Source organism: Dyadobacter arcticus, from assembly GCF_011762185.1.
Taxonomy (GTDB): domain Bacteria; phylum Bacteroidota; class Bacteroidia; order Cytophagales; family Spirosomataceae; genus Dyadobacter; species Dyadobacter arcticus.
The window spans coordinates 1-14,063 of sequence record NZ_JAASQJ010000001.1 but is presented as its reverse complement, the minus strand read 5'-3'; the positions used below and the strand labels follow the sequence as shown (position 1 = coordinate 14,063).

Here is a 14,063-nt window from a genome sequence, read left to right as displayed (position 1 = left end):
ATTATTCTTTGTCTTTGTTCCTGTAAAGTTTCCAGGCTGTAAATCCGATATAGACCATACTGCCTCTTGCCCCACCCTTTTTCATCAGACCATTCACGCTGCTGAAACCAAGAAAAATCGGCCCAAAATGCCCCATTGCACCGATAGAAGGCCGGTTATTGCCCTGAATAAAGGTAATTGGGAATGCAAAATCCGAATCTTCGTCTTCAAACCGGGGTGTAATGGTAAATGAATTAGGCATATACACATCCAAAGGCTGTCCGTCCCTGCTTTTGAATCTTTTTGTTTTCGATAATGTAAGAAAAAAGCCTTTAACCAACTGTATATCTGCTTCAAAATGAACAGCTTGTGCTAACTGAACGTCTCTTCTGAAAATGGAGTCATTCTCAGCAGGAAACAAGCTCATAAAACCCTCCGGCCCGCGATCACTGATCGTTTCCAATTGCTGCTGACCAATTACTGATTCAGCTGCACGACCAGAAATCACCCTTGAATCGGCTGTGCGATACTTAATGCTGCCAACATCTGTAAGCGAAGCGCCCAGCCTAATCAGGTATTCTGGACTTTCATCGTAAACTTCTTTTGATTTGCCCCAATAAGAGCCCAATTCATAAGAAGCACCCAGATCATAAGCCCAGCCTGCGCCGGTTTTGTCCGCATTGAATAAATTACCTAAGCCATTTTTCCGGGTAGGTGCGCTATAACCGCTCTGATAAGAAAGATTTGAGATAGTCAATTCACTGGACTCTGAATTTGCAGCAACCGGATTGAGACTATAACTATCTGCTGAGCCTACTACAAAACCGATTCTTGCTCCAAAAACACGCTTGATTGTTCCACCAATACGAAGCTTATGGGAATCAAAATCAAGCAATTGCGCACCATAAGTCAGACTTACATCCGAATAGCTCTGCTGTACCAGACTGAAATCACCCCATTGCTGGTTGTTGATGTCGGGCGTGCCTCCGGTATCCAGCCGGTAGAAATATAAATTTTGAATTGGTTCGGGAATATTGCTGGCTTTTGCATAACCTCTTGTTCGAAATTGCAATGCGAGCCCCTGGTATTTGCCCAATGCGATCATTGCCGACGGCCAGCGGATTTCGCTCACCAGATAAACCGGATCTTTGTAGGTCAGTGAGCCCATCGTGCGGGATCGTCCGTATAATTCCTTTGTCGAACGCGGAGCTAACAGCGGATAAAGCAATGAATTTTCCCCGACGAAACGAAAGTACCTGTAATTGATACTCCCGCCGAGCGTACCAATGTTGATCTGCCATTTATGTCTGGGCCCTCCAATGATTGAGGGATTGTAGGTCGCGCGGTAAATTCCGCCGTAATTGCTGTTTTCGAGACCTGGTATTTGCTGTCCGTAACTTGCTGTGAAAATAAGATTGAGCAATAATGCGAAAGTAAGTGCTGCTTTTTTCAATGTTGAGTTTTGTTAGTTAGAGACAGTTTTCCCGCGTCGTCGTAACGGATAACTTCCTCTTCAATTAATTCTTGTAAGGTAATTAAGAAAGTAGTGTCCGGAATGTTCTCAAATGCATGCCTCATCTTCCGGGGTGTTGTTGCAAGTTCTTTTTGTAAATACCGCGTGATTGCAATGGCGAGACCTGAATCCTTTTGCGTCTCCGTTTTTTTGTTTTTAATGCATATATCGCAAACGCCGCATTCCTTCGCATCAAACTCATTGAAATATTCTAGTAAAAGCAATGTCCTGCAAATGTGCGTGTGAGAGGCGTATCTGGCTACCGCTTTGGCTTTTTTTAGGTCCCTGTCTTTCTTTTTTTGTATTTCAAAAATATTCAGCGGTAACAATGCCGCATCATATCTGGGTGTAAGGAAAGTCAGCTGCGGCTTGTCCCTTCTGGGTTCGTAGGCGATAATGTCACGTTCTGCCAGAAATTTCAGCTTTTTGATGACTTCCTGTTCTTGTGCAAAATAGATCTGGCCAATTTCTGTTTCTGAGATCCGGAGGTATTCTGTAAAAACCTCTCCCCCATACATTCGCAGAATCACTTTGATAAACGAATCGATTTCCTGATAGCGTATTTGAAAATCGTATAATTGACGGTTATCAACCAGGAAATGGATCTTGGATGGATCATTGAAATTTTCGCTCAGTTGAATAAATCCCTCTTCTTCAAGAAGTTTGAGTGCGTAATGGGTTTCGTTCGCGGGCAATCCAAAAATCCCTGTAAATGCCTGTATGTCGAAACTAAAACTACGGAATTCGCCACCACCCGCCGCGATTTTGTAATAATTGGCCAGCGACTGATACACTCTGCGCAAAGTTTCAATGGGCGGATACTTCCTTTCTATGCTATCCGATAACTCTTCGAGCTCGATTTGATTAAAAAGCGCAACTGCATATGCCTTTTTCTCGTCCCTGCCAGCCCGCCCCGCTTCCTGATAATACGCTTCCAGATTGTCAGGAAGGTCAAAATGAATTACTGCCCTCACATCCGGCTTATCGATCCCCATTCCAAATGCATTGGTCGCTACCACTACCCGGGTTTGGTTTTTTATCCAGGCAGATTGCCGGTCCGAACGTTCGCGAAAAGGTAATCCGGCATGGTAACCTTGGGCTGATATGCCTTGTTGAACAAGCCAATCCGCGAGTTCTTTCGTTTTTTTCCTCGTCCGGACGTAGATTATGGCTGTACCCGGAACATTTTTCAATACCTGCAAAAGCTTTGCCTCTTTATTCTCCTCGCCGAATGCGGAATAGGACAAATTCGCCCTTGCAAAAGACTGTTTGAAAACCCTTGCATTTCGCATTTCCAGTTTGTCCAGAATGTCCGCACGCACCTCCTCGGTAGCGGTCGCAGTAAGCGCCATCACGGGAACATTCGGAATAATTTTTCGGAAATCAGAAATTAGCAGATAGGACGGACGAAAATCATAGCCCCACGCAGATATGCAATGCGCTTCATCAATCGCCAGCAGGCAAATATCCATTTGCTTCGTACGGGCCAGCATGATATCAGTCCGCAACCTTTCGGGAGAAACGTAGAGGAATTTGGTGTGGCCGTGAATGCAGTTATCAAGTGTAATGTCAATCTCATTTTTGCTCATTCCGGAATGGATGGCAGCGGCCGAAATTTCCCGCTTTTTAAGCTGTTCCACCTGATCTTTCATCAGAGCAATCAACGGCGTAACCACAATGCAAACGCCCTCGGAAGCCATAACAGGCACCTGGAAACAAATGGATTTTCCCCCGCCCGTCGGAAGTAAAACCAGCGCATCGTTGCCATGAAGTACCGTTTGGATCGCCTCCTCCTGAAATGGACGGAAAGAATCGTAACCCCAATATTGCCGAAGGATAGATTGAAGATCAATCATCAGAATTCTGTTTGTACTGGGTTTATTCCATGCAAAGTAATGTCATTATCTGCCGAAAAAATTCATTCATTTGAAAAAACTTCATTTCTGGTAATGCCATTTATCAGCTGGAAAATGCACGAAAATATTAACTTTGGATTTTAGAAAATCTTAAAACACCTCTATGCGCACGCTTCTTTTCGTTGTTAGTATCCTTTCATTATCAAGTTGCTCAGTTTCTCACTATCTCAATCGAGAATTAAAAAACTCCACTGTTTTAAATCAGCAACATACAGGGATCTCTATTTCGAGTTTAGGCGATAAACAGGCTTTGGCTTCTTATCAGGATAACAAGTATTTCACTCCAGCGTCCAATACCAAACTTTTCAGCTTTTATGCCGGCCTTTCGGCATTGGGAGACTCTATTCCAGGATTAGAATATCTGGAATGGGGCGAATTGCTCATCATCCGCGGAACCGGTGACCCCTCGCTCCTGCATCCCGATCTGCCGCACAGCAAGGTTTTTGATTTTCTTAAAAGCCGGAAAGAACCTATCTTTTTTACACCTTATAACTTTGATAATAAGCGTTTTGGGCCTGGCTGGGCGTGGGACGATTACAATGATTACTACCAGCCCGAAATTACCCCAATGCCCGTTTATGGAAACATTGTGCAGATTAGGGGCGAAGCTTCGCAAAAGTTCAAGGTAAGTCCACGGTTTTGGGAGAAATCCATGGTTTTTGATACGTCGGCGTCGGGTATTCAGCGGGAAGAATCTCAAAATGCATTTCACCATTCCCGCCTGGCCGTTCCGCAAGGGCTATTACAAGAAGTACCCGTTCACATGACCAACCAGCTGGCTGTTCAACTTTTGAGCGATACGTTAAAAAAGGAAATTAAGCTGATTAACATTCCATTGGAAATTGAATTGCAGAAAGTATATAGCATTCCGTCCGATTCACTTTACAGGCGGATGATGTATGTGAGTGACAATATGCTTGCGGAGCAACTGATGTTATTATATGCCTCCAGCAACGGCCTTCCATTAAATACTGAAAAAGCGATCGCTCATATGATCGAACATCATTTAAGCGACTTGCCGGACAAGCCGATATGGAAGGATGGCTCCGGATTGAGCCGATATAACCTTTTTACTCCAAGAAGTTTAGTAGCATTGCTTCAAAAAATCTATGTGAAAGTTCCGCGCGAAAGGCTTTTTCAGATATTGCCAACAGGAGGCAGAAGTGGCACATTGACCAATCTTTTTAAGGGTGAGGCTCCTTTTATATTTGCTAAAAGTGGTAGTTTGAGTAACGTTTATAACCTGAGCGGGTTTTTAGTAACCAAAAAAGGTAAAACATTGGCTTTCAGCTTTATGAATAATAATTTCACAAAACCTACCTCGGAAATCAGGAAGGAAGTAGAGCGGATTTTAACAGGCATTCATCAGAAATTCTGAGCTACTTGTTCTCCTGCCAGGTTTTACCGGTACAATAGATCTTATTCTTGCCGTTTTTACGCACCAACAAATATATTTGGTAAAGGCCGGGCTCAACAGTTGCCTCGTGAAAGCTTGCATGTACTCCTTTTGAAAAATACATCAGCCGGCGGAATGTGGTTTTCAAAGGTACAGCCGGTTGATTGGGCGGCGACGCATAAATGTGGTTTGCTGACTTCAATAACACATAAGCTCCATCAGAATAATCCTTCTCCGGCTTAAAAAAATCCGCATTGAATGTGACCAGGATGTTGTTTCCCATTTGGGTAACGGCATCGGGCTGGTATATGCTGTCACAAACAATATCAGAAACCATCTTAGGGTTCCAGCCTTCGGCGATCGGATCTGCCGATTGGTAGTAGGCCCTGATCTGCTCGTAATATTTCTGATCCATTGAAAACATCCTTACTCCTAGCCAGTCCGCATTATAACGCGCATTAAATTCCTGCACAATGGCAGCTCGCCGATTATTGACGGCATCGGCAAAGTTGCCATGTAAAATGAACAGATTGAGCAAAATAGTGGCAATTAGGATAACGGGAGCCCATTTTTTTGTCAAATCCGATTTGGCAACGGACAAAAAACCAAAATAAAGCGCGATTACCCACAGCGTCGAATACATTCTGTAACGTCCTTTAAACATTCCTTCAAAAGTATCGGTGGGTATTCTCTTGTAAGTCAGTGCAAGGGCGGTGATTCCGACAAAAATGGCAATAGCAGCTGCGAAAAGGGCGGTTTGATTGGTATATCTGGTTTTTAATAAAATTGAATCCCAAAGTTTTAGAAACTGCTTTCTATACAATATAAGGAAGAACACGATCATTAAAATACCCACAAAAGAGGCCAGATATAGCCTTACAGGCGGTGTGCTATAAGCGGTAAGTGTTGCAATAGATCCAATAAATCCAAAAAAGCCGAAAAAACCTTCCTTAACCTGCTGTGGATTTGAAAGATCCAGGTTTTGCGTGATGGGTGTGAAATCAATAAAATAAATGAGGGCAATTACAACTGTCGTAATAATGGCAATTACAAATTGCCTGCGATAGCCCGCAAGCAGATAAACCAGGCCAATGACCGGAAAAACCATCAGACCATTTCCATAAGTAAATGTAGCGGCAATTGCGAAAAACAGGGAAAAAGCAATTTTTCCGGGATGATATACCGCATAATACAGGGCGCTTAGGGCAAATAACAATAACCCGAAATTACACAGCGAACTCACGCCCCAAAAAATGTTTTCAAAGGACTGGATATTGAACCAAAGCCAGAGAATGGGCACGAAATACCATAAAGAGCGATTGAGCCGAAGAAAAGCCCGGTAAAATACAACAGCGCACAATCCCCAACATACGTTAGCAATGATCATGGGCCAGACCAGGTTCACTTTTCCAAAAATTGCGTGCAAAATCAATATGACCGAGCGGGAGAATACGAGGCGATGTTCGGGAAAAAGGGTTGTGAGGAGCTGCCAGCGTTCGAGTAATGATGCCTGATCGAATGCAGGAATTATCCCCAGGATCATGATATCATCAAACGCGACGTAATTTACATTGAGGGCAATGACCTTAAAAACCCAGATATAAATTACAATTGGAAGGATACAAAATATAGCTGCAAGCCAGGCATTATTTCTGACAAACCGGAGGAAAGATAAATACATAGAAAATGGAATGTGCCCCGTTAGTTTTCGGTTTCTTCCTCGACAGAAGCGCGGGGATCCTTGGTGTAATCATAAAGAAGCTTGCCCTTATCATCCCACTCTCTCAAAACAAAAGGCTCAAATTCTTCTTCCCAACCAGTTTTTGGATACTGGATTTCTTTTTTACGCTGGCGACGGAATTGATAATATTCAACCCAGCGGCCTATCTTCTTGCCCTCGTCGTACTTGCCATTGGCCATCAACTGGCCTTCTTTGTAAAAGGCTAAATACTCTCCTTCTACCTCGCCGAATGCCACCGGCACTACTTCTTTCACTTGCGTATGGGCTGAATCGTAATAGGTTATGCGCGATTCTGCTGGGAAACCCCGGTTCCAGATTATCTTGTCGATCAGGTTGTATTTGGTATCATACTTCACCCAGCGGCCATCCCTGACGCCCATGTAATAGTAACCTTCCTCAATCAGGTTTTCACCATTGTATTTTTTGTAAGATCCATGCAATGGAAGGGCCTGCTGCGTTTCCTTTACCAATGCAGAACTCAATTTTTTTCCTTTTTTGTCATACCAGCGCGTCTCCGTTGCCCGCACATATGGGTTCATCGGCTTGTATTCTTTGAGGACGTGGAATGACTCGACGGTTGCCCTGTCGCCACTTCCATATTTGACAGACATGGCCTGCATTGGAATACCCTCATATTGTACTTTGGCAAGTCGCGCTTTATCCTTTTTTTGCTTGCGGTCCTTTTTCTGGCTTTTATATTCCTTAACCCTTAATCCCAGGTCAGGAATTGTTTCTCCGAATAAAGTCGAAAGGCTTGTAGATTTTCCATTTGATCCCGGTAATGAAGTTCCTACCACAGGATCAAGGCCTGAAATGAAAGATTTTAAATCTTTGGATCGGCTGGCAGTATCCTTTTTCACAGTTTCCTTGGGTAGCCAGGCTGGCGGTGCAGAGTCCTTTTGCTCCGTTTGGGCTGAAACAGGCGCGATCAGAATCAAAGAAAAGATGCCCCAAAAGAGAATAACTTTTTGCATGCGAATTGGATTTTTTTCAGAGCAAGAGTGTTACTTTTGTAACGTATTGATTGTTTTTATATTGATTATCAAGCACAAAATTAAACAAACCCGTGGAAAAAAGTTCTAAAATTTATATTGCCGGACATCGTGGCATGGTAGGCTCAGCCATTCACCGAAAATTAGTACAAGAAGGGTATAATAATTTTGTGTTAAAAACATCATCAGAACTGGATCTACGGAACCAAAGTGAGGTAAAAGTTTTCTTTGAAGCAGAAAAACCAGAATATATTTTCCTGGCCGCAGCCAAAGTAGGCGGTATTATGGCCAACAACATTTACCGGGCCGAATTTTTACACGATAATTTGCTGATTCAGAACAATGTCATCGATAATGCGTACCGTTCAGGAGCAAAAAAACTGATGTTTCTGGGTTCCAGCTGCATTTACCCAAAATTAGCTGAACAGCCGCTGCGTGAAGAATCCCTTCTAACCGGCCTTTTGGAATCCACCAATGAACCTTATGCCATCGCTAAGATCGCTGGTATAAAAATGTGCGAAGCCTATCGCGCGCAGTACGGCTGTAATTTCATTTCGGTAATGCCGACAAATTTGTATGGCCCCAATGATAATTATGACCTTAATAACTCTCACGTTCTTCCCGCAATGATCCGTAAGTTCCACGAGGCAAAGGAGGAAAATAAGCCATTTGTTGAGTTATGGGGTACCGGATCTCCATTAAGAGAGTTTTTGCATGCCAACGATTTGGCTGATGCTTGTTATTTTCTGATGCAGAATTACGACGAGCCCGGTTTCCTCAATATTGGAGTCGGATCGGATGTCCCGATCAAAGTACTTGCAGAAATGATTCAAAAAGTGACGGGTTATGAAGGCCAAATTCACTGGAATTCAGATAAGCCCGACGGTACTCCCCGAAAGCTAATGGATGTCAGCAAGCTGCATGATCTGGGATGGAGGCACAGTATTGAGCTGGAAGATGGGATAAAGCTTACTTACCAGGATTTTTTACAAAAAATCGAAACTTATGCTGTTTAAAATCATAGGTAATAGTGCGTTAGAATGTGTAAAAACCTAATATTTAAACACTAAAATCATTTTTGACCTACGATAATTCTTTTTTTTGACAAATTTCCAGTATAAAATTATACGATTCTTCGGGAAACTAATTAGTTTTGCAGCGTCCTAAAATGGACCTAATATTAACCTTAGTCATAGAGAAATGTCGGCCATTATTAAGTTAGACCAGATAGACCGTAAAGTACTGGAAATCCTTCAAACGAATGCTAAAATAACGAATGCACAACTATCCAAGGAAATCGGCCTCTCCCCAGCGCCAACATTGGAACGTGTTAAAAAGTTAGAACAATCCGGAATCATTAAAAGCTACCACGCTCAACTGGAACCTGAAAAAGTAGGTTTGGGTGTTAGCACCTTTGTTCAGATCTCATTGGTCGGTCACCGGAAAGCGGTAACTGAATCATTTGTTGAAAAAATTCAGGCTATCCCGGAAGTTATTGAATGCCACCACATTACTGGTACTGGTGACTTTTTGTTAAGGGTTATTTCAAAAGATATCAGCACTTACCAAAAACTAATGCTTGAAAAAATCAATGAAATTGAAGAAGTGGCGAGTACCCAGACTATGGTAATTCTGTCTACTTTCAAAGAAAGCAAAGTAATGCCGATACCATAATTCAAAATTTTGAATCCAAATAAAAAACCGCCCGACTATATTCGGACGGTTTTTTATTTGGCTAGGTACTAGCAGATTTACTGATGTTGTTCTCTCAAAAGATCGTTAACCGTCTTTACAGGATTGAATGTCAATAATGGTACTTCAACAAAAAGGGTGTTCCAATTGGCCATGGCACCATTCCATAAACCAGGAAGCTCCTGCGCTTTCAAATCCTTTCCATCCTTTGATTTGGCAGTGATAAAACCAGTCAAAGGATCCCTGAATTTTTTCAGATCATACAATTCTCCTTTGCTGTTCTTCACTCCGCACACAAGATCCACCGGATTGAAATGCGTGGACTCCTTGAAGATCGTATTCTGAGCAGCATCGTCTACATCTACCTGAGCAGATTCAACAATTTGCAAGGACGACGATTTATCCGCATTTTCAGCCCAAAAAGGCCCACCACCGGGTTCTCCCTGATTTTTAACCATTCCGCATGCACGAATTGGCCTGTCCAGTTTTTGAACAAAATACTCCTTCTTGCTTTCGTCGGACCAGGTTTCAAATCCAGCGGGAGGGATAACACATAATTCATCTTTAAAAAAAGCATCCAATTCGTCCAGCAGGGCTGAATCAGCTTGCTTACTCAATTTTTCCAGGTAGCCGAAAACACGTTTTTGATATTGCAACACAATGCCTGCCAGCGCCTTCTTGTAAGTAATGGTATCGTCCTTAATCCGGTCGGGAACCACATTATCAATGTTTTTGATGAAAATAATATCGGCGTCCAATTGGCCCAGGTTCTCCAAAAGAGCCCCGTGGCCCGCGGGCCGAAAAAGCAGCGAACCATCTTTTTCCCGAAAAGGGGTGTTATCCGGGTTAACCGCAATTGTATCTGTTGAATTTTTTTGTTCGGAAAAAGAAACAATGTACCTCACTCCGAATTCGCTCTGATAACTCGGCAAAACTTCTACAACCAATTTTTCAAATTTATCGCGGTGATCGGGAGAAACCGTAAAATGTATCTGGACACTTCCACCTGCATTTGCATATTTGGCACCTTCTACCAAATGTTCTTCCAAAGGAGTCCTGGAACGGTCCTCATAATTGTGGAATTTCAATAGACCCTTCGGTAACTCACCATATCCAAGCCCTTTGGCTGTGAGGAAGTAAGATGCAATGGTTTTCTCGTCGGCAGTCTCAATGTCATTTCCGTCAGCTGCAAGTGATGCTTTCAGATCATCATAAAAAGCAAAGTCGGGGAGTTTATCGAAAAATTCATCTACGGATTTATCTTTCTTACCTGCTTCCAAAAAGCTAAAAAGCGACTTAAACATCCGAGTTGCTGCACCAGAAGCGGGAACGAATTTTAATAAAGCCATCTCGCCTTCGGCAGCACTTCTGTCAAAATCCGTAAGTAATTGGTCAATCTGATCATCTGATAGCCGGATAATCCCATCGCCTACAGTAGCAGCTTTCGAAAGCTGAAGAAATGGAAACCCATTTTCGAAATAACCAACCTGCTCTTGCACAGTATCAATGTCACTTCCTCTTTCATTTATTTGTAAAATATCGTTATCGATGAACATATAGAATCGTTTTGTCCGTGAAGTTTCAGGGTACCTTTAATTATAGTAAAGCGGATGGATATCCTACTATAACCATCCGTGTTGATTTATTTGAGAATTCGCAGTTTTGCAAAACTGAGGAGCAATGTTTTTTCTCCTACAATGTTGAATTTAACAGTCGCTTTACGGTCTGTCCCATTAATATCCATTTTTACCACTTCACCAAAACCGAACTTCAAGTGTTCCACTTTATCCCCTTCGACAAGTTCAAAGGTGTCACTCGGCACAAAGTCTGTTGACGGAACATGAGAAGTTGTTGCGTTGTTAACGTTCGGGACCGCAGGTTTGCGCTGCACCAGGTTACGTGCGAAGGCTGTGATGGGGGGCGTGGTATCCCGCTCAATTGCATTCTGCACCATCTTGGATACATTAAGGAAACGGTTATCGACTTCAAGCAGGAAGCGGCTGGGTTCGCACATTTTGATCCGTCCCCATTGATATCGGCTTTCTGCATAGGAAAATGATAATTTTTTCTCTGCCCGGGTAATGGCAACATAAAACAGCCTTCTTTCTTCTTCCAGATCCTGCCTGCTTTCCAGCATCATCTGACTGGGGAACAAATCCTCTTCCAAGCCGACAATGAACACATTCCGGAATTCCAGACCTTTTGCGGAGTGAATGGTCATCATGGTAACCCGGTCGTTGTCATTATTGTCGTCGGGCTCATCAGCGTTAGTAAGGAGTGACACCGATTGTAAAAACGCGCTCAATGTTTTGTCTTCATTTGCTTCACCATCCACAAATTCCTTGATACCATTCAGCAATTCCTGGACGTTTTCGTATCGGGATAGCCCTTCAACTGTCTTATCTTCATACAGTTCCCGTAAAATTCCGGAGCTTTTGGCAATATGGGCAGAGACGTCATAGGCATCCTTCCCTTCTTCAATTAATATTTTGAAACTTTTAATGAGCGTTGCAAACTGTTCAATGGGCGCTATGGTACGACCGCTCGCATATTTTCCTATACTGGCAACTACATCCCAGATGGGGAGATTATTTTCAGAGGCTGTAACTGCAATTTTGGCAACCGTCGCGTCTCCTATCCCTCTTTTGGGAAGATTAATAATTCTTTTGAAAGCTTCTTCATCCCGTTGGTTTACCGTAAACCTCAGATAGGCCAGGAGATCCTTAATTTCTTTTCTCTGGTAAAAAGATTGCCCTCCGATAATACGATACTTGATCCCCAATTTTCTGAGCGCTTCTTCAAAAGAGCGGGACTGCGCATTGGTCCGGTACAGAATGGCAAAATTCTCATTGCGTAATGCTTTCTGCATTTTTTCTTCAAAAATGGCAGTGGCCACAAGCCTTCCTTCTTCATTGTCAGAGCCTGCCTTTATGACGTCTATCAGCGATCCTTCTTCATTTGCGGTAAAAGTCTTTTTTTCGAGTTGTGCCTTGTTTCTCGCAATGACAGAGTTAGCAGCATTTACGATGTTACTCGTCGACCGGTAGTTCTGTTCAAGTTTGATGGTCTGAACATCCGGAAAGTCCTTGGCAAAATTCAGGATGTTTTCAATGTTCGCACCTCTAAAAGCATAAATACTCTGTGCATCGTCTCCTACTACGACAATATTCCGGTGAACTGCCGATAACTTACGAGTTATAAGGTATTGGGAAACGTTGGTATCCTGGAACTCATCGACCATCACATGCTGGAACTTGTGCTGGTACTTATAAAGAACATCCGGAAAATCTCGAAAAAGAATATTCGTATTATAAAGCAGATCATCAAAATCCATTGCATTGGCCTGGAAGCAGCGGGTTACATACGTTTTATATAACCTTCCCATCTCTTTCATTTTTGCCGAATCATCATCCGCCTGGATTACCGGATTATTAATGTAGTCATCAGCAGAGATAAGCCTGTTCTTGGCTCCTGAAATCCTGTTGAAAACCACATTTGCCTTATAAGTCTTGTCATCAAGGTTAAATTCCTTAATAATACTTCTCAATAAAGATTTTGAATCGTCGGTATCATAGATTGAAAAATCACTCGTGTATCCTAAGTATCTAGCTTCTATCCTCAATATTTTTGCAAAAACGGAGTGAAAAGTACCCATCCATATATTACGCGCTTCTGTGCCCACAGCCCCTTCAATTCGCTTTCGCATTTCTCCCGAAGCTTTATTTGTAAAAGTCAGGGATAAAATCCGGAAAGGATCAACTCCATTTTCGATCAGGTGGGCAATTCGATAGGTCAGGACCCGTGTTTTTCCCGAACCCGCTCCTGCAATGATCATAAGTGGACCATTTCCATATAAAACCGCCTCTCTCTGTGGTTCATTTAGTGTGGCGAGGTAATCACTATGATTTGAAATTGTATGTTTTCCCAATTTGGTCATTCTTATATATAGCGAAATCCAAAGTTAGGAAAAAGCATGTAAAGCCTCCGTCGATTGATGGGCGAATGCACTTCTGTTTCATTGGCTGAGAAAATATATTCTGCAAATACCGGAAGCCTTCACATGCATATTATTTATTATCCACATTTTTATGTCTAGTTTGTAAGTCAGGGAAGCGCGAGCATTAATTTTATAAGTGTGATGGATATAGAAGATCAGCCACTGGATGTTCAATGGGAGCATTTATTGGAAAAACTTGAAAATTTAATTGGGAAAAAACCAGGGGACCTTAATGGTGTCTTGTTCCTGATAGGTGTCCAGGAATTGGGCCAGGGCGCGAAAAGATTTACTAAGGAGCAGAAGCAGGATTTAATGCACATTGGAATTTGTAAGGTTTTAAGCCTGTCCTCTTACTATTTGTTTGAATATGCTGATAAAGACGGCTGGCCCCATTACAAGCTAAATCGGGCGTTGCCGCCTGGCGACGTTTTGAAGCAGGAAGCGCTTTTGAAAATGCATGTAATAGAGTATTTCAAAAATTTCTGACTTTTTGATTGACCTATTGTGTTTTGGTTGTCAGTGATTTAACCATCTATGGCAAATTATCTCTCAAAATATTTCCGTCTTGTATTTGGAGAATAGGAAATAAGGTGGCACTTTTGCACTCCCAATCTGGGAGAAAGGTTTTGCAGACGGCAAAACGACTGGTCTGAGCAAGCTCAGGGCAAAGTTCTTTGACATGATGAAGAGAGCAAAAAGGAATGTTCGTTTAATATTATTGGTGGTTTAGGCCATCGCAAAAATTTACAATGGAGAGTTTGATCCTGGCTCAGGATGAACGCTAGCGGCAGGCTTAATACATGCAAGGCGAGGGGGCAGCAATGTCACCGTCGTACG

General features: G+C 42.6%; 10 protein-coding genes and 1 rRNA gene. 5 read left to right on the top strand and 6 right to left on the bottom strand.

The annotated features are described in order from the left end of the window. Position 1 precedes the first annotated feature (1 nt). Together FHS68_RS00055 and FHS68_RS00050 are read right to left on the bottom strand one after the other, a co-directional pair. Positions 2-1,432: a DUF5723 family protein gene (locus FHS68_RS00055; RefSeq protein ID WP_208408117.1), complete on the bottom strand. Its 1,431-nt coding sequence runs from the start codon at positions 1,430-1,432 to the stop codon at positions 2-4. Further along, complete coding sequence (locus tag FHS68_RS00050; RefSeq protein WP_167265895.1) at positions 1,429-3,348, bottom strand: RecQ family ATP-dependent DNA helicase; 1,920 nt, start codon at positions 3,346-3,348, stop codon at positions 1,429-1,431. The genes FHS68_RS00055 and FHS68_RS00050 overlap by 4 nt, the downstream gene beginning before the upstream one ends. 163 nt (positions 3,349-3,511) lie before the next feature. On the opposite strand from FHS68_RS00050, the gene dacB reads away from it, so the two are divergent. Further along, positions 3,512-4,786 (top strand): D-alanyl-D-alanine carboxypeptidase/D-alanyl-D-alanine endopeptidase, encoded by a 1,275-nt coding sequence (gene dacB / locus FHS68_RS00045; RefSeq protein WP_167265892.1) that lies wholly within the window; start codon positions 3,512-3,514, stop codon positions 4,784-4,786. A gap of 1 nt (position 4,787) precedes the next feature. Here the strand turns inward: dacB and FHS68_RS00040 are convergent, their stop codons facing one another. Then, complete coding sequence (locus tag FHS68_RS00040) at positions 4,788-6,485, bottom strand: hypothetical protein (RefSeq protein WP_167265889.1); 1,698 nt, start codon at positions 6,483-6,485, stop codon at positions 4,788-4,790. A gap of 20 nt (positions 6,486-6,505) precedes the next feature. Then, on the bottom strand, positions 6,506-7,519 hold the full coding sequence (locus tag FHS68_RS00035) for a toxin-antitoxin system YwqK family antitoxin (RefSeq protein WP_167265886.1): 1,014 nt from the start codon (positions 7,517-7,519) through the stop codon (positions 6,506-6,508). 92 nt (positions 7,520-7,611) lie between these two features. On the opposite strand from FHS68_RS00035, the gene FHS68_RS00030 reads away from it, so the two are divergent. Next, the gene (locus FHS68_RS00030; RefSeq protein WP_167265884.1) at positions 7,612-8,553 is read left to right on the top strand and encodes a GDP-L-fucose synthase family protein; all 942 of its coding nucleotides are present in this window, start codon (positions 7,612-7,614) and stop codon (positions 8,551-8,553) included. 184 nt (positions 8,554-8,737) lie between these two features. Then, on the top strand, positions 8,738-9,211 hold the full coding sequence (locus tag FHS68_RS00025; RefSeq protein ID WP_167265882.1) for an Lrp/AsnC family transcriptional regulator: 474 nt from the start codon (positions 8,738-8,740) through the stop codon (positions 9,209-9,211). Positions 9,212-9,288: 77 nt separating this feature from the next. On the opposite strand, the gene FHS68_RS00020 is transcribed toward FHS68_RS00025, so the two are convergent. Both FHS68_RS00020 and FHS68_RS00015 read right to left on the bottom strand, forming a co-directional pair. Then, on the bottom strand, positions 9,289-10,785 hold the full coding sequence (locus FHS68_RS00020; RefSeq protein ID WP_167265880.1) for a DUF4301 family protein: 1,497 nt from the start codon (positions 10,783-10,785) through the stop codon (positions 9,289-9,291). 86 nt (positions 10,786-10,871) lie between these two features. After that, positions 10,872-13,166, bottom strand: a complete 2,295-nt coding sequence (locus tag FHS68_RS00015) for an ATP-dependent helicase (RefSeq protein WP_167265878.1) — start codon at positions 13,164-13,166, stop codon at positions 10,872-10,874. 201 nt (positions 13,167-13,367) lie between these two features. Between FHS68_RS00015 and FHS68_RS00010 the strand changes: the two genes are divergently transcribed. Together FHS68_RS00010 and FHS68_RS00005 are read left to right on the top strand one after the other, a co-directional pair. After that, the gene (locus FHS68_RS00010) at positions 13,368-13,712 is read left to right on the top strand and encodes a hypothetical protein (RefSeq protein ID WP_167265875.1); all 345 of its coding nucleotides are present in this window, start codon (positions 13,368-13,370) and stop codon (positions 13,710-13,712) included. Positions 13,713-13,972: 260 nt separating this feature from the next. After that, positions 13,973-14,063 (top strand): 16S ribosomal RNA (locus FHS68_RS00005); the annotation flags it as partial.